The organism is Polaromonas sp. P1_G1, assembly GCF_056405595.1.
Map to the genome: position 1 here is coordinate 145,727 of NZ_JBFUBU010000001.1, position 22,526 is coordinate 168,252.

At 61.3% G+C, this 22,526-nt stretch carries 18 protein-coding genes; 5 read left to right on the forward strand and 13 right to left on the reverse strand.

Annotated features, from left to right (window positions below; genetic code table 11):
• Positions 1-4: 4 nt before the first annotated feature.
• The 5 genes from AC1D1Y_RS00820 to AC1D1Y_RS00840 form a co-directional block, all read right to left on the reverse strand.
• Positions 5-2,281, reverse strand: coding sequence for an RHS repeat domain-containing protein (locus AC1D1Y_RS00820; protein WP_477680660.1), 2,277 nt, complete (start codon positions 2,279-2,281; stop codon positions 5-7).
• 253 nt (positions 2,282-2,534) lie between these two features.
• Positions 2,535-3,284: a hypothetical protein gene (locus AC1D1Y_RS00825; RefSeq protein WP_477680661.1), complete on the reverse strand. Its 750-nt coding sequence runs from the start codon at positions 3,282-3,284 to the stop codon at positions 2,535-2,537.
• A gap of 530 nt (positions 3,285-3,814) precedes the next feature.
• Complete coding sequence (gene phnD / locus AC1D1Y_RS00830; protein ID WP_477680662.1) at positions 3,815-4,852, reverse strand: phosphate/phosphite/phosphonate ABC transporter substrate-binding protein; 1,038 nt, start codon at positions 4,850-4,852, stop codon at positions 3,815-3,817.
• A gap of 66 nt (positions 4,853-4,918) precedes the next feature.
• Complete coding sequence (locus tag AC1D1Y_RS00835) at positions 4,919-5,995, reverse strand: HAD family hydrolase (RefSeq protein WP_477680663.1); 1,077 nt, start codon at positions 5,993-5,995, stop codon at positions 4,919-4,921.
• Positions 5,996-6,154: 159 nt separating this feature from the next.
• A complete protein-coding gene (locus tag AC1D1Y_RS00840) occupies positions 6,155-7,126 on the reverse strand; it encodes a choline ABC transporter substrate-binding protein (protein WP_477680664.1) in 972 nt (323 codons plus the stop codon).
• Between the two features lie 253 nt (positions 7,127-7,379).
• Between AC1D1Y_RS00840 and AC1D1Y_RS00845 the strand changes: the two genes are divergently transcribed.
• From AC1D1Y_RS00845 to betA, 3 genes are all read left to right on the forward strand, one after another.
• Positions 7,380-8,414 (forward strand): GlxA family transcriptional regulator, encoded by a 1,035-nt coding sequence (locus tag AC1D1Y_RS00845; protein WP_477680665.1) that lies wholly within the window; start codon positions 7,380-7,382, stop codon positions 8,412-8,414.
• A gap of 162 nt (positions 8,415-8,576) precedes the next feature.
• Positions 8,577-10,040 (forward strand): betaine-aldehyde dehydrogenase, encoded by a 1,464-nt coding sequence (betB, locus tag AC1D1Y_RS00850; protein WP_477680666.1) that lies wholly within the window; start codon positions 8,577-8,579, stop codon positions 10,038-10,040.
• Between the two features lie 173 nt (positions 10,041-10,213).
• Complete coding sequence (gene betA, locus AC1D1Y_RS00855; RefSeq protein WP_477680667.1) at positions 10,214-11,878, forward strand: choline dehydrogenase; 1,665 nt, start codon at positions 10,214-10,216, stop codon at positions 11,876-11,878.
• 11 nt (positions 11,879-11,889) lie between these two features.
• Here betA and AC1D1Y_RS00860 read toward each other — a convergent pair whose 3' ends face one another.
• The 7 genes from AC1D1Y_RS00860 to AC1D1Y_RS00890 all read right to left on the reverse strand — a co-directional run bounded on the left by AC1D1Y_RS00860 (position 11,890) and on the right by AC1D1Y_RS00890 (position 17,582).
• A complete protein-coding gene (locus tag AC1D1Y_RS00860) occupies positions 11,890-12,609 on the reverse strand; it encodes an aspartate/glutamate racemase family protein (RefSeq protein WP_477680668.1) in 720 nt (239 codons plus the stop codon).
• Positions 12,610-12,655: 46 nt separating this feature from the next.
• A complete protein-coding gene (locus AC1D1Y_RS00865) occupies positions 12,656-13,933 on the reverse strand; it encodes an NAD(P)/FAD-dependent oxidoreductase (RefSeq protein WP_477680669.1) in 1,278 nt (425 codons plus the stop codon).
• A 68-nt stretch (positions 13,934-14,001) separates the two neighbouring features.
• Complete coding sequence (locus tag AC1D1Y_RS00870) at positions 14,002-14,727, reverse strand: amino acid ABC transporter ATP-binding protein (RefSeq protein ID WP_477680670.1); 726 nt, start codon at positions 14,725-14,727, stop codon at positions 14,002-14,004.
• A gap of 16 nt (positions 14,728-14,743) precedes the next feature.
• Positions 14,744-15,394: an amino acid ABC transporter permease gene (locus tag AC1D1Y_RS00875; RefSeq protein ID WP_477680671.1), complete on the reverse strand. Its 651-nt coding sequence runs from the start codon at positions 15,392-15,394 to the stop codon at positions 14,744-14,746.
• 11 nt (positions 15,395-15,405) lie between these two features.
• Positions 15,406-16,074, reverse strand: coding sequence for an amino acid ABC transporter permease (locus tag AC1D1Y_RS00880; protein ID WP_477680672.1), 669 nt, complete (start codon positions 16,072-16,074; stop codon positions 15,406-15,408).
• A 120-nt stretch (positions 16,075-16,194) separates the two neighbouring features.
• Positions 16,195-16,995, reverse strand: coding sequence for an ABC transporter substrate-binding protein (locus AC1D1Y_RS00885; protein WP_477653108.1), 801 nt, complete (start codon positions 16,993-16,995; stop codon positions 16,195-16,197).
• A 50-nt stretch (positions 16,996-17,045) separates the two neighbouring features.
• A complete protein-coding gene (locus AC1D1Y_RS00890) occupies positions 17,046-17,582 on the reverse strand; it encodes an Lrp/AsnC family transcriptional regulator (protein ID WP_477680673.1) in 537 nt (178 codons plus the stop codon).
• Between the two features lie 226 nt (positions 17,583-17,808).
• Here AC1D1Y_RS00890 and AC1D1Y_RS00895 point away from each other — a divergent pair, with 226 nt between their 5' ends.
• Together AC1D1Y_RS00895 and AC1D1Y_RS00900 are read left to right on the forward strand one after the other, a co-directional pair.
• Positions 17,809-18,198, forward strand: a complete 390-nt coding sequence (locus tag AC1D1Y_RS00895) for a helix-turn-helix domain-containing protein (protein WP_477680674.1) — start codon at positions 17,809-17,811, stop codon at positions 18,196-18,198.
• A gap of 52 nt (positions 18,199-18,250) precedes the next feature.
• Entirely contained in the window at positions 18,251-19,594 is a 1,344-nt protein-coding gene (locus AC1D1Y_RS00900; RefSeq protein WP_477680675.1) for a type II toxin-antitoxin system HipA family toxin, read from the forward strand.
• 27 nt (positions 19,595-19,621) lie between these two features.
• On the opposite strand, the gene AC1D1Y_RS00905 is transcribed toward AC1D1Y_RS00900, so the two are convergent.
• Positions 19,622-22,465, reverse strand: a complete 2,844-nt coding sequence (locus tag AC1D1Y_RS00905) for an autotransporter family protein (RefSeq protein WP_477680676.1) — start codon at positions 22,463-22,465, stop codon at positions 19,622-19,624.
• Positions 22,466-22,526 lie beyond the last annotated feature (61 nt).

The window sequence follows — 22,526 nt, forward strand, 5'->3', positions numbered from 1 at the left end:
TCTTTTATTGCGCTGCGCCACTGACTTGTTGCAGCCGGTTCAAGACATCAAAGCTTCTGTCGATGGAGCGTTGCAATACGCCACCGGGGTCTTTGATGTCTTCCTTGATTTGATTACCCGTGTTATCCAGGATGTAATTGATGCTGTTTCCCAGCGTGTCCGTCACCGCAATCAGGCGCAGCGTGTTGTCGTACGTATAGTTGGTGCTGCGTCCATCCGGCTGAACCGTACTTTTTAATTGCCCGCCGGGTGTGTACGAATAGGTGGTGATCCGCGCTGCCATACCGGATGCGCTGAGGCTTGTCTGGGTAAGACGGCCGCTCGCGTCGTAGGTCCGGGTCGTGGCCTGCCCTGTAGGCGCGACTGTCGTTGAAAGCCGGTCAGCGCTGTCATAAGCATAGGCAGTGATCTGCCCCGCCGCGTTCGTATACGAGACAACGCGCCCTTCAACGTCATACGACCAGTTTTCAACTTTCCCATTGGCGTCGGTCTTGGTTTTGAGTTGGCCGCCGGGGTAGTAGCTATACCCGGTGACCTGTCCCAAGGGATTGGTTTCCGACACAAGACGACGCAAAGCGTCATAGCTGTAGCTGGTAAGCTGGCCGGCACGGTCACTGTAAGTCGCACGATCAAGCCGATTCCACGTCTGGTCTTCGTGGCTGCCATCTGGATGGGTGATGCGCGTGATGCGGTCCAGATTGTCATAACTGTAGCTGCGGGTGTAGCCCACGGCATCGGTTTCGGAGGCAACGCGCCCCACCGCGTCATAGATATAACTCTCGGAAACGATTCCATCGGGGCGTGTGACGCTCAACAGGTAGCCATTGCTGTCATAGGCCTTGCTGGTGACGCGTCCGTTCGAATCCGTCTCGCTGGTGACCTGCCCCGCGCTGTTGTAGGTGTAGGTAATCGTCAGGCCGGCCGCATCGGTATAGGTCAAGGGAAGGTGCTGGCTGTTATAGGTGTAGGTAGCCGTCACCACATCGAGGCCGGCGGGGCCGGTTTCACTTTTCTGCAGCACGTCAATCAGATTGGCGGCGTAGGTATAGGTCGTCTTTTTCCCCATGGGGTCAATGATGCGAATCACGTTGCCCAGTGCGTTATAGGTCTTTTCAGTCACCGCGGTGCTTCCATCGGGCAGACGCTGTGCAATCAGCCAGGGCAAATCAGTCCCTCCCGAGCGCAGTCCACCGTCGATCAATCCCGGGTACAGATAAAGCACGCGGTTGCCCGTCGCCGTCTTGGTGCTTTCAAGCATATTGGTGGCCGACGAATTCGATCCGTCATGCAACATGTGCTGGATACGGGCTTTGGTGTAGTCGCCCGGATATAGCGCGTGGACGGATTTATCCCAAAAATAAACGTTACGGTAGTTCTGCCAGGCGTTCTGTGGATTGAGGCCACGCGATGCGAGGCTGGGATACAGCGGATCGCCATACGGAATGCCAGACACCCCCTGGTTAAATTCCACCCTCTCCGTCTTCGCCAATGGATCGGTCACATTGATCCAGTTGTTCGGCACTGAACCGCCGTAGGAAAAGGTGGTGGTCCCGTACGGCGTGGTCATCGCCGAAATAATTCCGGAGCCGTCATAGGTGAAGGTGGACGTCATGCCGATGACATCCGTAATGCTGTTCAGCCGGGCGCTCGCGTCGTATCCCAGCTGCGCATGCCGCCCAAACGGGTCGTAGATGTCCGTGATGAGAAAACTACTGCCTGCCTTGTTGTATTGCAGGGTGGTGCTGCGCCCGATGGCATCGGTCAGCTGCACCAAACGGTGATTGTTGTCGTAGGTCAGGCTGAGCGCATTGCCCACGGAATCCACAACCTGGGTCAGGAACACCCTGCGTGGCGAAGCTGTTGATCCGTCAGAGTGGGAAAAAACCTGCTTTGACCCATCCGCCTTCCGCAATTCATAGCGCACAGGGCTGGCCGAAGCCAGATACAGCCGGTCACGGGTCGAGCCCAGGGTGAAACCGTCGGGATTGATAGCGCCAGTGCTCGCGTTGTAGGCGCCCGTGTAGGGAATCGCACCACCGCCCATGGGCACTCTCACGATACCGTTGCCCGGCGAGAGCGGGTTGTCCTGAATGTAGGAAACCCAATTGAGATACCAGCGCGGACCTATATTGCCGAAGTTTTGCGTTGCGGGCTGGGTGCTGTTGTCCTGCGTGTAGCTCAGCGCAATCGGCACGGCAGGGCCAATGGGCGCGCTGCAGCCGATCGGCGTATCCGTGATGCGCAGGCTTACCAGGGGCGCATTAACGGTGTAGGTGGGCATACCCTTGCTACACCCCGATCCTTCGTTACCACCGTTACCGGGCGAATCAGGCGTATTGGAGCCTGCTTTGCTCGGGCCGGTCGGGCCCGCGTTGGCCCCCGTACCTGCACATGCGACTACCGCCACCAGGAGTGACCGCAGCAAGACGGACAGAGAACGCCGCATGAACCCGGCAGCAAATGAATTCCATCGGCTGAACCGGCTCTGCAAGATCTTCGAAACCATTTTCCACTCCCCCATCCGCATTTAAAATTTAAAGAGCACTCTTCACAGCCTTGACAGGCAAGGCAGTCATCGGATCCACCACTTTTCCGGAAGGAACCGTTTTGCCGGTGCGTAAATTGATTTCAACGCCGGTGCTCTTGTTAAAAAAACCTTCCTCATAGTTCTTGAAACAAGGTCCATCAGTTGTCCGGCACAGGATGGCGATACACCCGGACAGCACACTAAAGCGCGAAGGGGCTTTGCGGCCCTCTGCGTCATGATGTGGCCGCAACGGGACATATCGCACCAGATCACCGGGAAGAGGAGGAGCGCCGTCGTATTCGGCCTTGCTGGTAATCAGGATAAAAGGCTCCCGGGCCTTCCCGACATGGATGAGCAGGACCCGGTTGCGCGCCAGAAAGTCATCCAGATCGTCATCGAAATCGCGCCAGACATTGGACGTCTTTCCCCAACGGTAGAGCTGGCGCATTTCGCTGTCGTCATAGACATGCTGGAAAACACCAATCACCAGCTCCGCGTACGCGGACGACGAACGCAAACCGCAATTCCCGATCGCGCAGCCCGGCGGGGACAAATTGGAGGAAGCTTTAGTGGAACGTTCCTGTGCCGCAGACAAGTTAAATAGTGCCGGAACAAGCACGGCCAGCAGCGCGAGCATCCATTTGGCCGCAACCAACTTGAAAAACACGACTGCCGGAGAAACCCAGGCTGAAAAGCCGGGCGAAGTCACCTGTATAGAGGTGACGGGCGTATAGCCACGGAAAACCATCAACTGCATCCCCCCTCGGAATTCTTTATCTTTTATCTATTTGAATCGAGTGTCAGTGGACACATAAGTCCTGTCAATCCCGTTGTGCAAAGCGCATTGCGCTATGCATCGCAATGCACACTCAGTCCAGGCAAGGCTTGACAACGTCGAACGGCATCAGTAACCCAAACCTCCTCATTTAGAACCAAGCCGATGTGCGAATAAGCCTGCATGTCGCCCAAAGGAGTTAACCATGTGCATGCGCTGAGCTTGTTATGAGCGTCCCTACAAACGGGTGAGAGCTTGTCGTTTTGGCGCACGTCGTGTGAAGCATGCGGCCGACTTGAAGGCTAGGTCGCTGGAGCGTCAACCCGGCACAACTTCCTCAAATAGCCGAACGCAAAAAATCGACCATGGTGATGAAATCAACTGGCAGGCCTGACCGGCGCCTTATCGCCTCCGAATAAGGCGGCAGGTCGGTGCATTCCAGGACAAAAGCCCGGATGCCGGGATGCTTCTGCATCGACCCCTGGCCGGTGCACCAGATCTCCCGGCACCGCCTACTGACTCTCAATGCGCGTGGAATTAAGCAATGAGTCCAGGCGGGCGGCGCGCTTGGTCAGCTGCTGGAGCACGACACTGAAATCGCCGCCGTCCTGGGGGCCGCTCATCGCCTTGGTCAGCGCCTGGAACAAAGCCAGGTCCACCACAGGCCGCAGCTGGTAGTTCGACGAAGCCTTGAACGCCGACAGGTCGTACATATTCTTCAGCGTGGCCTTTTCGGTCTCGTCGCGGCCGTAGGCCAGGAAGAACTTCCTGATGCGTTGCTGCGTTGCCGCCGGCAGGTCCTTGCGGTACAGGATAGGGTCGTTGGGAATCAGCGGGGACTCCCAGATCACTTTCACGCGCGCCATCTTGTCCGGGAACTCCGCCTGGTAGCGCTGCATGTCCGCGGTGTTGTTGGTCGCCAGGTCCACCTGGCCGCCGGCTACCGCGAGGAAGTTGTCGCGGTGGCTGGTGCGGTTGATCTTCTTGAAGTGCTTCTCGGGATCGATCTTGTTCTTGGCGAACACGTAGTAGTTCGGCGCCAGGAAACCCGAGATGGACTCCTTGTTGCCGGCCCCCAGCGTGTAGCTGCCGGGATGGCCGATCACCTCCGCCAGGGTCTGGGGCGCGCCGTCCTTGCGGGCAAGCAGCACCGAGCTGTAGCCGCGCGTTCCATCCAGCCCGACCATCTGCGCAAACACCAGCGCCTGGTCGGTTTCAACCAGTTCGATCGCCAGCTTGTTGTTGATCCAGGCCACCTGCACTTGCCCATTCTTCAAGGCGCCGGAGACTTCGGCGAAGTCTTTCGAAGCCAGAACCCGCACCGGCCGCTGCATCTCCTTGGCCAGCGCGTCGGTGAAAGGCTTCCAGTTCTCCAGCATCTTCTCCACGGTATCGCCCGTGACAATGAGCCCCAGCGTCAAAGGCGCCGGGTTGTCAGCAGCGTGAACCGGGAACAGTCCCAGCCCAGCTACGAAGGTCGTGCACAAAGCCGCGCACAGGGCGCGCCGGGCCCAGGAGAGATTCCCGGGGCGGAGGCGATCAGGGTTCATTCAACACCTCCTGGCGATGGGCGGACGAGGGAACGTGGGACGGATAAACGGATGGAGAAGGCCGGCTTACTTGTTGCCGGCAGGCAGCGGATGAATATCTTCCGGCTTGACCACAATCCAGTTCTTGTCGGCCGTGACGGGCAGGCCCAACTCCTTTTGGCGCGCCGCGTTCTTGGTCCACATATCGGTGATCTGTGTCATGTATTTGGCTTTGCGATTGACCCAGACTCGCACGCCGCCGCGATCGATGTCCGTCCCGTGGAACAGCATGTAGCCGTCGCTGGTCGGTGTGTCGCCCGCCACCAGGATGGGTTTTTTCCACTGGTCGATGTAGGTCAGGATCGCCGCATACTTGCCCGCCATCCAGGTGTTCGGCGTCCACAGGTAAGGATGCATCTGCAGATCCATATTTTTGGCGGGATCGTATTTGCCTTTCTGGATTTGCAGGCGGGACGAGGTCAGTTCCTGGGTCTTGCGATCCTTCAGCATGGTCGCCACGCCGATCACATTTTGCGGCTTGACGTTGTAGCCGTAGCGGGGGTCGGATGCCACCATGCGCACTAGTTCTTCATGCGCGGCGGTCATGATGTAGACCTCGATGCCGTTCTCCATCAAATGGTTCATCAGTTCGCGCTGGCCCTGGTAGATGCGCGGTGGCTGGATGTCGATGGTCTTGACGGTGTCGCCTTCATAGTAGGTCGCCGGAATAGGTTTGCCGTAAGCCATCAATTCGTCGACGAACGTTTTCAACTCCCTGAGCGTGTAACCCGAAAAAATCTGCGCCACCCAGGGGTAGCAAACCATGTCGTCGAGTTCGCACAGCCGGTAGTAATAGCTGTTCAGGCTTTCCTTGTGGCCGTTGACATCCTTGAACGGGATCAGCTTGAGCGAAGGGTCCATGTTCTCGCGCGTCAGCAGGCCTTTCATTTCCATGTAAGGCAACAGGGACTCTTCCAGGTCGAAGTTGTAGCTCGTGTTGTCCATGTCGAACACGGCGTACTCCCCTTTGTTCGCATGCGTCTTGACCAGCGCATTGAGCTTGGCCGCGGCATCGGCGGGCCAGTGTTTCAATTCGACGGCTGAGCAGCCGAAGGCAACACCCGCCAGCAGCAGGCCGGACAACAGCTTTTTAACCCTATTCATACGAACTCCATTCAGTTTTTTTGATGAGACTGCCGACAACTTTTCGATAAATTTCCGCTAAATTTCCGATGCCTTGCTACTGGCCGGCTTCAGTTTTTCTCCATGGATCCGCCAGCCCGGCGAAACCCGGCCCCCGTGAATTTTTCGGTGGCAGCGCGGTCAAAGACCCAGGTGCTTGTTGACCGCCGCCAACCCATCCTTGCCGTCAAAGGTGCTGACTTCGGCCAGCCACTTCTTGAGCACATCCGGGTTCTTCTTCAACCAGTCACGGGCCGCGTCGTTCGGCTTGACCTTGTTGGTGATGGGCACCATCACCTGGTTTTCCAGGTCGGTCGTGAATTGCAGATTGCCGATCAGCCTGGCCGCGTTCGGGCAGCGCGCCTGGTAATCGGTGGCGGTCGCGGTGTACACCTTGGCCTCGCCGAAGTTCGGGCCGAACACGGCGTCGCCGCCTTCCAGGTATTTCATCTTCAGCTGCACGTTCATCGGATGCGGCTCCCAGCCCAGGAACACGATCCATTTTTTCAGGCGCGACGAGCGCTGCATTTCGGACAGCATGCCGGCTTCGCTCGACTCGACCAGCTTGAAATCCTTCAGGCCGAATTCGTTCTTGTCGATCATGCGCTGGATCAGAAGATTGCCATCGTTGCCGGCTTCGATGCCGTAGATTTTTCCATCGAGCTCTTTGCGAAATTTCGCGATGTCGGCAAAGGTCTTCAAGCCACCTTCAAAAGCGGTGCTGTTGACGGCCAGCGTGTATTTGGCGCCGACCAGGTTGGGCTGGTCCAGCACCTTGATCTGGCCCGCCTTGACGAAGGGCTCAATCATGGGCGTCATGCTCGGGTTCCAGTAGCCCAGGAAAACATCGATCTGCTTGCTCTTGATGCCTGTGAAGGTAATCGGCACCGAAGCCAGCGTCGTCTTCGGGCGGTAACCCAGGCCTTCCAGGACCACCGATGCCAGCCCTGTGGTGGCGGCGATGTCGCTCCAGCCAACATCGCCAAAACGCACCGTGCGGCAGCTTTCCGCCTCTTTTGCGCCGTTCGGCAATTTGCCTTGTGCGCTTGCGGGGCCGGCGCAAAGGGCGAGGGCAAGAACCGCAGTCGGGCCGAGTATGTACAGAGACCTCATGTCACGTTTTCCTTGTTGGATAGCGCATTTTCTCGAGCTGAAACGGGCCTGCCCACCGCATGCTTTTTTTGCCGCTCCCGGTGCGAGGCGAGTGGTGCATGCCGGGAAGCAGGGCTCTTCCGTTGACGAACTATAGGTTTAGGAAAACGGTCAATATTGACGTATTGCGACTAACATATGTCGTATTACCACAAACGAATAAGGGCCGCGCGAAATACCTTATAGGCTGTTTGTCAACGCATGGTGGGTCCATATGAGGGAAGAAAACAGGGAGCGCATTTCGCCGAAAGCCACACCCGCGGCGCGCAAGGTTGGCTTGCTGCTAATCCCGCAGTTTTCCAATCTGGGTCTGGCCCTGGTGATGGAGCCGCTGGTGCTGGCCAATTGGCTGATGCAGCGCAAACTCTTCGAATGGACCACGCTGTCGGTCGACGGTGAGCCGGTGGTCGGGACGCACGGCATGCATGTGCCGGTCGATGCGGAGTTATCCGATGACATGGAGTTCTCCGCGGTTTTTGTCATCGCCAGCTTTGAGGCCAAGCGGTATGCGAAGAACCGCAAGATCAAAAACTGGCTGAGGCGGCAGGCGGCATTCGGCGCGGAACTCGCGGGCATCGAAACCGGCGCCGAAATCCTGGCAGCCGCCGGTTTGCTGGATGGCTATAGCGCGGCGATCCATTGGGACAACCTGGAGGGCTTCCAGGAGCTGTACCCGAACGTCAACGCGAAGGACCAGTTTTACACGATAGAAAGGCGCCGCCTGACCTGTGCGGGCGCCACGTCAACGCTGGACATGATGCTGCAATGGATAGGCGAGCGCGAAGGTGCCGACCTGGCGCACGAGGTTTCCCAGCACATGCAGTACACGCAGGTTCGCTATCCGACGGACTCCTTGCTGAGCGGCGCCAACAAGCGCCCCGGCGAGGGCAGCAGGCATGTTCAGGCCGCGATAAACCTCATGCAGGAAACCGTGGGAGACCCCGTGCCCTGCGACGAGATCGCAACCAGGGTCGGCTTGTCGCGGCGCCAGCTGGAGCGCCTGTTCCAGCACTACACATCGCTGCCTCCCCTGAAGTACTACATCAACCTGCGGCTGGCGCGCGCGCACAAGCTGCTGCAGCAAACCGACATGAGCGTGGCGCAGGTGGCGGTCGGTGCCGGCTATTCGTCGCTTGAACATTTCTCGCGCGTCTACCGGGACAAGTTCGGCTGCCCGCCCAGGGCGGACCGGCTGCAGTCCGTGCAGGCGCCGGTGATGCGGCAGGCCGTTTCACCGACACGCAAATGACTTGCCCACCGCTGCCCGCCGCTTGGCGGGTCCCGGAAATTTGCGCCATCCCGCGGTCGTAATACATCAAGAGCACCGGGTACCCTGAACCTATAGTGAGCCGTCAAGGCAATCGACAGCAATCGACGATTGCACGGCAAAACATCGGAACAAGGTGAGCTCGTGACAACCCAGACACTACGCAACTACATAGGCGGCGCTTACCATCCCGGCACCGCTTCGGAAACACTGGAAAACCTGAATCCGGCCACGGGCCAGGTTTTGTGCCGCGTCGAATTGGCGCTGGCACCGGAAGTCGAACGTGCGATCGAGGCGGCACAAGCCGGGCTGGCCACATGGTCGGCGATGACCGGTGCGGAGCGCGGCCGCATCCTGTACCGGGCGGCGCAACTGCTGCGCGCGCGCAACCGCGAACTGGCCGAACTGGAGGTGGCGGATTGCGGCAAGCCGATCCAGGAGGCCGAAGTGGTCGACGTCGCCAGTGGCGCCGATTGCATCGAGTACTTTGCCGGCTTGGCGCCGACGATTCACGGCCACCATTACGGGCTCAAAAACGCTTTTGCGTACACGCGGCGCGAGCCGCTCGGCATTTGCGTCGGCATCGGCGCCTGGAACTATCCCCTGCAGATCGCATGCTGGAAGTCGGCGCCGGCCCTGGCCTGCGGCAATGCCATGATTTTCAAGCCTTCCGAATTGACGCCGCGCAGCGCCGCCAGGCTCGCGGAAATCTACACCGAGGCCGGTGTGCCGGACGGCGTGTTCAACGTGTTGCAGGGCGATGGCCGCACCGGCCGGCTGTTGGTGACGCACCCGGCGGTGGCCAAGGTGTCGCTCACAGGTTCGGTCGGCACCGGCAAGGCCGTCATGGCGGAAGCCGCCAAAACCCTGAAGCGCGCGACCATGGAACTGGGCGGAAAATCGGCGCTGCTGGTGTTCCCCGATGCCGACCTGAAGCAGGCGGTTTCCGCCGCGATGCTCGGCAATTTTTATACACAGGGCGAGGTCTGCACCAACTGCACACGGGTCTTTGTGCATGAGGACATCCACGATGCGTTTCTGGAGCAGCTGCAGGCGCGTACCCGAAAGCTGCGCATCGGCGACCCGATGGATCCGGCGACGCAGGTCGGCGCGCTGATTTCACGCCCGCATATGAAGCGCGTGCTCGACTACATCGAAAAAGGCGTGGCTGAAGGCGCGCGGCTGGTCGCCGGGGGCAAGCAGCTCAAGACCGGCGGACTGGCCGAGGGGAATTTTGTCGAGCCGACAATTTTCGCCGATTGCCGCGACGACATGAGCATCGTGCGCGAAGAGATCTTCGGGCCTGTGATGTCGGTGCTTAGCTTCAGTGATGAAGCGCAAGCAGTGGCGCGCGCCAACGACACGCGCTTCGGCCTGGCAGCCGGCGTGTTCACCGCCGACCTGGCGCGCGGACACCGGGTGGCGGCGCAATTGCAGGCGGGCGTGTGCTGGATCAACAACTACAACATCACGCCCATCGAGATGCCGTTTGGCGGTATCCGGGAATCGGGGATCGGCCATGAAAACAGTATGGTGACGATTGACTATTACACGCAATTGAAGAGCGTGTACGTCGAACTCGGCGAAGTGGCCTGCCCTTATGAATAGGCATGTCCGGCAGCCAAAGACCGGTGGCCGGCCCCAGCCTCACTAGTCTCTTATGCCGTCCCCGCGGACATCGGACGGTACGGAAAATTTCCGGAGGCAAGAATAATTCCACGGACACCCAAAGCGTTCACAGCCCGGCCTCGCGGCAAGCTGACTCCCGATCAGGAATTCACATGAAACAAGAACAATACGATTACATCATCGTCGGCGCCGGTTCAGCCGGTTGCGTCCTCGCCAACCGCCTGAGCGAGGACGACGGCGCGCGCGTCCTGCTGCTGGAAGCCGGCCCGGCGGACCACAGCATCTTCATCCACATGCCGTCGGCCTTCGCCTATCCGCTGGCCAACGACAAGTACAACTGGTTCYACGACACCGAGCCGGAACCTTTCATGAACATGCGCCGGATGCACTGCCCGCGCGGCCGCGTGCTCGGCGGGTCGTCGTCGATCAACGGCATGGTCTACATCCGCGGGCATGCGTTTGACTATGACGCCTGGGCCGGCATGCCGGGACTGGAGCAGTGGTCCTACGCGCATTGCCTGCCGTACTTCAAGAAATCCGAAACCCGCCTGAAAGGCGGCGACGCCTATCGCGGCAACGACGGCCCCTTGTATGTCTCCACCGCCGCCTGCAGGAACCCGCTGTATCGCGCTTTCATCGAGGCGGGGCAACAAGCCGGCTACCCCTACACCGAGGACATGAACGGCTACCAGCAGGAAGGCCTCGGGCCGATGGACATGACGGTCTACAAGGGCCGGCGCTGGAGCACGGCGCAGGCCTACCTGCGCCCGGCGGCCAGACGCGGGAACCTGCGCGTGGTGACGCGCGCGCGGGTCACGCGGGTCTTGTTCGAGGGCACGCGCGCGACCGGTGTCGAATACGCGCAAGGGTCGCGCCTGCATCAGGTGTATTCGGCGCGTGAGGTGATCCTGTCCGGCGGCGCGATCAATTCGCCGCAGCTTTTGATGCTGTCCGGGATCGGCAAGGCGGCGGAACTTCGCGCCTTGGGCATCCAGCCGCGGGTCGATCTTCCGGGGGTCGGCCAGAATCTGCAAGACCATCTCGAGGTCTACGTGCAGTACGCCAGCAAGCAGCCGATCACCCTGTACAGCGCGATGAACCCCCTGGCCAAATTGAAAATCGGCGTGCAATGGCTGTTCGCCGGAAAAGGCCTGGGCGCGACCAATCATTTCGAATCCGGCGGTTTTATCCGCAGTGAGGCGGGGGTGGCGCATCCGGATCTGCAATACCATTTTCTGCCGATGGCGGTCAGCTACGACGGCAGCGCACCGGCCACGCAGCACGGCTTTCAGGCGCACGTCGGGCCGATGCGCGCGACCAGCCGCGGCCACATCACACTGCGCTCGGCCGACCCCAAAGCGCATCCACGCATCCTGTTCAATTACATGCAGACCGAGCAGGACCGCAAGGAAATGCGCTCGGGTGTGCGCCTGACGCGCGAGATATTTTCCCAACCGGCATTCGAGCCTTTCCGCAGTGGCGAAATCTCGCCCGGCGCCAAGGTCCAGACCGATGCCGAAATCGACGCCTTCATCCGCGACAAGGCCGAAAGCGCTTTTCATCCTTCCTGCAGTTGCCGTATGGGGACCGATACCGATCCCATGGCGGTGGTGGACGGCGCCGGCCGCGTGCACGGAATCCAGAACCTGCGTGTGGTGGATGCCTCCATCATGCCCAATGTCGTCAGCGGCAACCTGAATGCGCCGACCATCATGATCGCGGAAAAAATCGCGGACCTGATTCGGGGGAAATCACCGTTGCCGCCGCAGGCGGCGCCGGTTTATATGGCTTCAAACTACGCGACCCACCAGCGTTGATCACGCCTGTCTCAAATAGCCGAGTGCAAAAAATTGACCATGGTGATGAAGTCAAACACCGGAAGCCCTGACCGGCGCCGGATCGCTTCCGAATAAGGCGGCAGGTCGGTGCATTCCAGGACAAAAGCCCGGATGCCGGGATGCTTCTGAAGCGCGCCAAGCGCCGTGCCCAAGACTTCCTGCTCGATGACATGCAGGTCGATCTCGGCCTGCGGTTCGGCGAACATCCTGTTCCATTCCGGGCATTGCTCCAGGCCCAGGATGTGCAGGCCGTCCATGCTCTCGATGCCGGCGGCCCTCAGGTGCCGCGGGCCGAGGGCGCGCGCGTTGGCGGTGATGATGGCAATCTCGCTCCGCGGGCCGTGGAGCAGCCTGACGAAGGGGACCTGCAGAAGGCTGGAGGTCAGCACCGGTACACCGGCCGCCTGGGCCAGTTCGCGCTGGAAGATGGCGTTGAAGCCGCAGCTCGTGGTAATGGCCTTGATGCCTTTTTCGGACACCATGGCTGCGGCGTCGGTAATCATGGTCGCTAGCACTCCTGGGTCCGGGTTCTCCAGAATCGTATGGACGTTGGCGCCGCGCACGGGATGGAAGCTGACGGGGTAGGCGTAGGACGCGGGATTGGTGCTGTTGCCGACCAGGGTTTCAAGTTGCTGCAGCCCTCGGGGCACTTGCCCGGTCTCCCAGCACAGGACGCCGATTTTTGCCGCTTCATCAGTTACAGCGGGCATGGGATGCTCTCGCGGATGTTTTTGTTGTTGTTCATGTTTCTTCGATTCAAAACCTGGCGATCCGGTAGGGCGACAGGTCAAAGGGTTCAGGGTCGCCATTGACCATTCCGGCGACCAGCTGGGCGGTGATCGCCGACAGGGTCAATCCGAGATGGCCGTGGCCAAAGGCATAAAACACGTTGGCGCAGCGCGGTGAGCGCGCGATCACGGGCAGGGAGTCGGGCGTGGAGGGACGATAGCCCATCCATTCGCGCTGTATAGCCTGGCCCATGATGGCCGGCAGCACGTTGCGGGCAAAGGGAACCAGGGCGCGTATGCGCCGGAAATCCGGCGGCGCAACAAGGCCCGCGAGTTCATCACCGCTGCTCAGCGAAATGCCGTCGTGCATGGGCGAGAGCACGCACTGCTTTTCAGGGAAACACACGGGACGGCCCAGCAGGGATTTACCGGTCGAGGCAAATGACAGGTGATACCCGCGCTCGGTGTCCAGGCTGACTTTGTCGCCGACCTGTGCGGCAAATTGTTTGGACCATGCGCCTGCCGCGACGACCACCGCATCAAACTGCCGCGTGGCCTTGTCCGTCCGGATGGACACACCGCCCCCGTCGATGGGCCGCAGTTCCAGCACCGTCTCCTGAAGGTAAAGCGCCTGCCGCTGCCGCGCGCATTCAAAGTAAGACTGCGCCAGCGCCCTGGGGTAGTTGACGAAGCCGCTGTCGGGCTGGAACAAACCGCGGGTGTAGGCGTTTTTATTAAGCCGGGGTTCCAGTTCGGCAACCTCGGCGGGCTTGAGGACGGAGAAATGAACGCCGTGGCGCGTCATCAATTCACGCTCCAGCGCGCTGGCCGAAAATCCGGCGGCGGATGTGTAGAGTTTCAGCCAGCCGCCGGGCCGGATCAGCTCACGGGCGCCGCTCATGTCGGCCAATGCGAAGTGGGCCTGCAGGGACTTGGACACGAGCGGGTGCAGGGCCGCCGCGATGCCCGCCACCCGCTTGGGCCGTCCTGCCGCCATAAAACGGAGAAGCCACGGAAGGCCGCGAAAAAAATGCGCCGGTCGCAACACAGCGGCGCTGTTCGGGTCGAGGATGTAGGAAGGAATGGAACGGATCACGCCCGGCGTGGCGCTTGGCGTGACGGCGCCGGTCACGACGGCACCGGCGTTGCCGGAACTGGTCCCGGCGCCGACTTCCCCGCGGTCTATGACGGTGACGGCGTGGCCCCGGGCCGCGAGCGCCAAGGCCGTCGCCGCGCCGACCACGCCGCCCCCCACGATGGCGATGGATCGCCCGCCCTGTGTTTCCTGCCTGCCCGTGTCAGTCATCCAATGTCTTTCTAAAGTTTCTGCCGCCATGTGCGGCAGCCGTGATGACTGTTGATCACCCGCCCTGGCTAGTGATGAAGAATCTTTCCGAGGAATTCACGCGTGCGCTCACTCTGCGGCGCAGTAAAAAAGGCTTCGGGTTTGGCCACCTCGACCATGACGCCCTTGTCGATAAAGGCCACGCGGTCGGCCACCTTGCGGGCAAAACCCATCTCGTGAGTGACCACAATCATGGTCATGCCGTCTTTCGCCAGCGCCACCATCACGTCCAGCACCTCGTTGATCATTTCGGGATCAAGCGCGGAGGTCGGCTCGTCGAACAGCATGACCTTGGGCTGCATGCACAGGCTGCGGGCGATGGCGACGCGTTGCTGCTGCCCTCCCGACAGCTGCTGCGGATAGGCGTCGCACTTGTCCGCCAGGCCGACTTTCTCGAGGAGCTCGCGGCCGCGGTCGACGGCTTCTTTCGTGGAGAGCTTGCGCACGTGAATCGGCGCCAGCGTGACGTTCTCGAGCGCGGTTTTTTGGGGGTAGAGATTGAACTGCTGGAAGACAAAACCCAGCTCCATGCGAAGCTTGCGCAGATTGGCCTCGCTGGCGACCGGCATGCCGTCGACCGTCAGCGCGCCGGCCTGGAATTTTTCCAGGCCGTTGACGCAGCGGATCAGCGTGCTTTTGCCGGAGCCGCTGGGCCCGCAGACTACCACCACCTCGCCTTTTGCCACATCAAGGTTGATGTTCTGCAGCACGTGGTGCGCGCCATACCATTTGTTGAGTTCGCTGAATTGGATCATCCTGGGTATTCCTTCATCAAGCCTTCTCCAGCCGCCGCGACAGGTAAAGCAGCGGATAGCAGATCAAAAAGTAGCCCACACCCACCGCGCTAAACACCAGCAGCCCGTTGGGAACGGACTGCACGATCACCCAGCCGGAGCGCGTCAGGTCGAGCAGCCCGATGGCGGAGACCACCGACGAATCTTTCACCAGCAACACGTATTGCCCGACCAGGGACGGAACGATCATGCGGGTGGCCTGCGGCATCACCACCAGCCTCAGTTGCTGGAAGCGGCTCAGCCCCGAGGAAGCAGCTGCCTCCATCTGCCCTGTGGGCACGGCCTTGATCCCGGCGGCCACGATTTCCGAGATGAAGCAGGCCGCGATGTTGGACAAGGCAATGGCGCCCGCCGTGAAGGAGTCGAGCTCTATGCCCGCCTCTGGCAATACAAAAAAGACGACGAACACCTGGACCAGCACGGGTGTTCCGCGAAACAGGTCGGTGTAGGCCCCGACGGCGAACGACAGCCATTTGCGCGGGCTGGCGCGGCCTATGCCCAGCACAAAGCCCAGCACCGTTCCGGCAAAAATCCCGATGAAGGACAGCGCCAGCGTCACGCCCACGCCCTTCAGCACGACCGGGTAGTACTGGGCCATGCCGTACAGCTGCTCGAAGAATATAGTCATGGTCGTGGCTTTCAGCATCGCCCGGGCTGCTGCCCGATGCGGACCCATGCGGCGGCCGCGAGCTTGAGACCGAAATAGATGATCAGGTAGCCGACGGCGGTGCTTGCCAGGCCTTCGACCGGCATGAAGCGGTCATTGGCCAATGTCTGCCCCACACGCGTGAGTTCCAGGACCGAGATCAGCGACAGCAGGGACGAGTCCTTGACCAGCACGATGGCCTGCCCGATCAGCGGCGACACCATGGGCCGCACAGCCTGCGGAAGAATGATGAGGCGCATCTGCTGCCAGTACGTCATCCCCGAACTGGCGCCCGCCTCCAGCTGGCCCTTAGGGATTGAATGGATGCCGGAGCGGATGATCTCGCTGACGTAGGCGCCGCTGTTGATGGACAGGGCGATGATGCCGATCATGATTTCCGGCATGATCACGCCGAAATTCGGCAGCCCGAAATACAGAAAATACAGCTGGGCCAGCAAAGGCGTCGCCCGGATCACATCCACATACACGACCGCCGGCGCCCGGACAATCCGCGAAGACTGGAGGCTCATCACGCAGGCCAGCACGCCGATAACGACGGCACCCGCGAACGCGGCCAGCGAAATGGACAGGGTGGAGACAAAGCCCCCGAAGAAATCGGGCAGGGTCTCCCCTATCACCCTGAAGTTCAGGTTTAACAGCATGGACCAGCCCGGGGGTAAAGCGCTTGATGGGCTTGAAGGCCTTGCGGCACGGGAATCGACGCCATGGTCATGAGGCCGGGCCCGTGCTCAGTTCCTGGAATATCCGGGAACATCCGGGAATCAGTGCTCTTCTTTCCACTTGGGCGTGTTGACCCAGTAGTCGAGGTTTTGCTGAAGGCGGCCGTCCAGTGTGGTCTGGTCGATGAACAGGTTGATCCAGCTCAGAAGATCCATGGAGTCATAACGCGTGGCGTAGGCCAGGGGTTCCTTGGCCAGCAGTTCCGGCATGACCTTGAAGGTGCCCTTGGGATATCCGGCCGCCTGGCCGGCCACCGCTGAGCTGTCGTTGAGCAGGCAGTCGGCCTGGCCATTTTTCACGGCGTCCAGCAGCAAGGTTCCGCCGCCCTTGTAGCTCTTGATCTCGCCTTTGGGAAACACGGTTTTGGCGAGCTTCTCGCCGGTGCTGCCGAAGAGCACCGCGATCTTGGTACCGGGCGCCTTGCAGGCATTCGTGGAAGTGAATTTGCTTCCTTCTTTAGACGCCACAACGGGCCCTATATACATAAAGGGCTTGGTGAAGGCGACTTTGGTCGCACGAGCCAGCGTGGGCGTCATGTCGGCCGCAAGCAGATCGGCCTTGCCGGAAATCAGGGCCGGCAGCAGCCCGTCCCAGTCGAGGTCGAGAAACACCACCTTGACGCCCATTTCCTGGGCCATCAACTTGGCAAGCTCCACCGAGCTGCCGGTGCGCGCGCCGTTTTTGTCGATCATCGAAAACGGAGGGCCTTGAGTTTGCACGGCAATGCGCAGCTCGCCGCGTTTTTGAATGTCTTCAAGGGTGGCGGCATGGGCGGCGGCGCACACACCGAGGAAACCCGCGCAGGCCAGCAGCCCCGTGGCCAGGGAATTCGAGATCTTCATTGCTTTCTCCTTTGACAATCTCCCCGGAGGAACATCCGCCGGGGACGAGCTCATTTCTCAGCCGCTGCGGGCTGAGGGGGCGGCGGCTCAGCGCCGCCGTCGGCGCCCTGCTCCCAGCAGCCGCGCGGCAGGTTGACCCATTTGTTGCGCGACTTCATGACCACAAAGGTCTCGCTGCGGCTGATGATCCCGGGCCCGGCAACCCGGGGAAGCAGCTCGCTGGTAAACCGGTAGAGGTCCTGGACATCCCCGGCCACCAGCACTTCGACGATCAGGTCGAAACGGCCGGTCACCACACTCACGGAAGTCACGAAGGGCAGCTCCGCGAGCTTTTGCGTGAGTTCGTCAAGATGCCCCTGCGCGTTGGCGCTGATGCCGACGATGGCGCCAATCAGTTCCGGCCGCTCCGACAGGTTCAGCAGGCCGACGATTTTGAGAGCATTTTTTTCGATCAAGGCCTTCAGGCGCGTGCGGACCGTGGGCGGGCTCAGCTGCATTTTTTCGGCCAGCTGGTTCACGCCGTCTTGCGCGTCGTCGGAAAGCAGCCGGGTCAGCCGGCGATCGGTGGAATCAAGGAGTTCACGCATAGAGTTAATTGAAAAACCAATATCGCCTATTTTTCCAAATGAAAAATAAATGGCATGTTAATTACTTTATTAGTAAATTCACTGCGATATATTGGCGTTTATACCTACTGCGAGGCCGTGCTCTGCGTCTCCGCATTGCAGCAAAAATGCTCGTTAAATAAATCATTATTACGTTAAGGATTGATTAATCGATCATTGATTGATTACTAGCCGCCCTTCAGATAAAATGGTCGTTAAATCGATCTTTATCAACTTAATGGATGATTTAACGAATATGAAAGTAGATCAATCCGTAATGCTTAGCCCGCAGCTCGCGCGGGAGATGGCCAATCTCGGGCATCTTCTCGCGCGCTTGCGCCAGGCGCGCAAGGTCAAGCAGGCCGATGCGGCGCTGCGTGCGGGCTTCTCGCGCAATACCGCCTACCGCCTGGAAAAGGGTGACCCCGGCCTGGCGATTGGACAAGTGCTTCGCTACCTCGATGCCATCGCGCCAGGGGCCACGCTGGCAGACCTGCTGACACAGGCCGACCCCGCGCTGACCGCCCTCCAAGCCCGCGAATCGACCAAGCGCGTTCGTGACCTGACTGCCGCCGAGCTCGCCGAGCTGAACTTCTGAATTCACGCTCGCACCGGCAGTGCCTTTTATCTTCATCTAAAGCGGAATTTTTATGGCGGCCAAAGAACTGAAGCTGATGAGCTTCGCGTACCTGAGCGAAGCCTGGGCGCCTTGCGGGCAGCTCACGATGACCGAGCAGGGTTCCGAACTCCTGGCATCGCGCTTCGCCTACGGAACGAACTACCTGGCTCGCACCGATGCCCTGGAGGTAGACCCGGTCAGCCTGGCGATCCGTGGGCCGGAGCCCGTCAAAGGCAAGCTGCTGCTGCCGGTCAACAAGCTCGTGAGTTTCGGCGGCATCCGCGATGCCGCACCGGATTCCTGGGGGCGCCGGGTCATAGAGGCCAAGCTCAAGGTGCCCGCAAACAGCCTGGCCGAATCGCAGTACCTGCTGCATGCGGGCAGCGAGAGGGTGGGCGCGCTGGACATCCGTTCCAGCATCTCTGACGGGCCCGCAGGGGTCGCCGGTGGCGTTCATGCGCTCGCCTACCTAATGGAGGCGGCGGAGCGCATCGAGGCCGGAGAGGAAGTTCCCGCCAACCTTGAGTACATCTTCGAGGGGGGCACGGCACTCGGCGGCGCCCGGCCCAAAGCGTCCGTGCGCGATGAGAGCGGCGCCCTCTGGCTCGCGAAGTTTCCAAGCAAAAACGACGCCTTCGACATTCCCGCGGTCGAATGCGCTTCGCTGGTGCTCGCACGGGAGGCGGGCCTGAACGTGCCCCCTGTGGCCACGCGCCTCCTCGGCGATCGCCGCATCATGATGATCCGGCGTTTCGACCGCTACTGGCTGGCACACGGAACGCTTCCCACCGCGGCAACGGACTTGCTGCTGGCACCCGCAGAGGGCTTGACCGAGCGCCGCATGGGTTTCGTGAGCGGCCTGACCTTGGTGGGATGTGACGAGACGGAGTCGCGGACAAAATCCTACGCCGACCTGGCCGCCGCCGTGCGCCGGTATTGCCATCCGGACGTGATTCGCGCGGACAACGAAGAACTCTTCAAGCGCATGGTGTTCAACATCTTCGCCAGCAACGACGACGACCACCTGCGCAACCACGGATTCTTATGGGACCCGCGCTTGCCCGGCTGGCGGCTCAGTCCCCTGTACGACGTGCTGCCGCGGCCGAGCCTCGCGACCGAGCGCTTTCTTCACCTGGGAATCGGACCCCAGGGCCGCCTCGCGACACTCGACAACGCGCTCAACGGGCACGCGGCGTTCTCCTTGAGCCAGACCCGCGCCGGCGAATTGATCGATGAAGTCTGGCGAGTCGTCCGGGAATGGAAGGTGTCGTTCGAGCACTCGGGCGCCACGGCGGACGACATTGCCAGGATCGCACCGGCGTTCAGGCACCTCGACGACATCAGCACCGCGGATACACGCAAGCTGTTGCCTTGATGCGCCGCACCTGAACGCTTCTCTTGCTTAAAAAGCGAAGCGCATGCCCAGGTTTCCGCTCCAGGTGTCCGCGGCTCCGCTGCTCAAGCCTTTGCTGTAGCTCACGCTGGCAAACAGTGTGGTGTTCGTGCCAAGCTGGGCATTGATGCCGCCCCCCAGTTGCATGCTGGTGCCCAGGGAATCCGAGGCGAACGAGACGCCGCTGGCCGTGATGCCGCGGTCTTTGAGGAACTCATGGACCAGGTTGCCTTCGGCGTACAGCGTCCATTGACGGCTGGTGTTGGGGTTGAAGGCCTTCTTGATACGGGCACCTACGCGTCCCTGCAAACTTTCCCCGTCCTGCAGGTCGACCGTGATGCGGTCCACGTCGACGAAGGTGTCGAATTTGATCTTCTGGTAGGACAGCTGCGCTTGAGGCTCGACGACCAGGCCGCCGCCGATATCCATGGGGTAGCCGCCTTCAACCGACAGGCCCAAGCCCAGTCCATCGGGCGCTCCCACCCGGCCGCGCTCGCGGGTCTGGATGCTGGTGGAATAGTCCGTGAGTTGTGCGACGCCGTCGAGATACCAGCCGGCCGGCGTCTGGTAGGTCGAGGTCAGGGCGAGTGTCGTGCCCTTCAGGTCCACCTGGGCGCCGGATGCGGCAACCCGGAGCTTGGACTTTCCGCGGCTGAGCGCGCCACCGATGCGCAAGGCGGCGCCGTCTTCCATGTCACGCCCGAACACATAGGCCCCGGCCTGGAGGTAGTCGATGTCCTGGTCGTAGCCCGACGCGCGGTTGCCGGCGACTTCGCTGCGGGAGCCATTCACACGCACGAAGAATGCACGCTCGCCTGGTTCACCGTTGCTGCCTCGGCTTGCCGCCACATCGCGCAGCTCGCCCTGCCGCTTGTGCACGGAATCCAGCAGCGACGACCCATAACGCACGGCGCCCGTGGGCATGGCCTGGTAGCCGGCGATCTGCGGCACGGCAACAGGCCTGCCGCTGGCGTCCACCACCGATTGCAGGCGGTAGTCATAAAACGGCACAGCCCCCAGCAAAGGGTCCGCCTGGCTGGCGGCCGAGCTTGCGGGGCCGAACACCCGCAGCTGGTACTGGTAGGGCCCGGCCGCCGCGTAACCACCGGCCAGCTGGAACGTGCTGGCCGTGCTGGTGCCGCCCACCTGGACGATGGAAATGCCGTCGGTGTTGCCGGAGCCGGTCAACGCACCCGTGCCGCCCGTGTTGATGGTCTGTATGCTGGTCGTGCCGCTCGCATTGCCCGTGATCACCAGCCTGTCGGCGGGAGAGCCGGTGCCCCCTAGCACGCCTTCGATTTCAAGCGTTCCGCCGTTGCCCGCGTAGTTGCCCGCGATCAGCAGCTTGCCGATCGAATTGCCCGGTGCGATGGTGCCGCCGGCGAAGTTCGTTGTGTTGCCGACCCTGCCGTTGCCCTGCAGGCGGCCGCCGAGCACGTTCACCGCGCCGGTCAGCGTGCCATTGACGGAAAGGGTGCCGCCCTCAACCGCCGTGGTGGCGATGGTGGCGGTGTTGCCGAGCACCAGCGTGCCGCCCTTGACGTTCAGGGTGTTGGCCGCCACCGTGCCGTCAAGGCGCACGGTGCCCGAATTCATGACGATGCCGTTCATGCCGCTGATGGCATAGGCCGCGCCGTGGGTAAAGCTGCTGGTGCCGAGGTTCAGGTTCAGGGCATCGGCGCCGTCGCCCGTGATGTTGCCGTTGATCGCGCCGCCAGTCATGGTGAGCGTGTCGGTGCCGCCACCGAGCACGACGGCGCCATTCAGGGTGCCGKCGGTCGTGATGACCGAGTTGCCGCCGATTTCGTCGAAGCCGTCGCGGTTCAAGTCGCCGTCCCGCAGCGCCACGCCGGAGGCGCCCCCATTGAGCACGACGCCCGCGCCGATGTTGACTGTGCCGCCAGCTGGACCCGACGTATGGATAGCAGCGCCGTTGCCGCTGCCGCCTGTCACGGTGCCTCCGGTGACGTCCACAGCGTAGCTGCCGGCCCTGCTCTGAGCCAGGATGCCGTCGCCGTTGGCACCGGTCGCGGCCACCGTGCCTCCCGTCATCTGCACCTGGGCCAGGCCTGTGCCCGCTTGTTGCGCCCACAAGGCGTTCCCGCCTGTAGATTGCGCCGCCCCCCCGGTCATGCGAATGAGCGCGGTGCCTGTAGCACCGGGACCGTTGATGAAGGAATGCACGCCAAAAGTTGTTCCGTCGACAATGCCGCCCGTGATCGTGGCAGTTGCATTGCCACTGGTGACGGCTCCGGCAATTGTGGCCCTCAAGCCCCCACCCGCGCCGGTGTTGCCAATTCGTCCTCCGTTCAGCGTCGCCTCTGCCCGTCCCGCGGATACGGATCCAACGATCACACTTCCTATGGCAGCGGTCGAGGTGATGGAGCCGGCGTCCATGGTGAAGACAGACGACCCGCCGGTCGTCGCGTTGACGATCTGAATTGCCGTTCCGGTTGTGTTGATGGAACCGAAGCTCGTGGCATTGATCACCATATTCACATCGGCGGCGATTGTCGGCTGGGCGATAAGAATGCCCGTCGCCCCCGAGATTGCCATGCCGGGGTTGTTGAGTCTGAGCGTCAACCCGCCGGACGTTGGTGTGTAGGTGATCCCGGCCGCATAGCTCGCGCCCGAGCAGGTGATCGTGTCCGCGCCTGGCACCTCGGCGCCGCACTCACTGGCGGCGCGTGCGATCTGGGGAGAGGCGGCGAGCAGGGCAACTGCGAATGCCGTGGCTGAAATCGCAAACCCGGAGGCCTTGTTTGTAGCGGGGCCGCCTGGCGCGGCCGCTGGGTATTTCTTCTTGCTGGACATGAGACCTTTGAGCCTTGGGTTGCCTTCGCGCGATTGCATCTGGAAAATTTCCTTCAAGTGAATATTCGCGAATTATCAAGAGTACATATGAGTTACAACG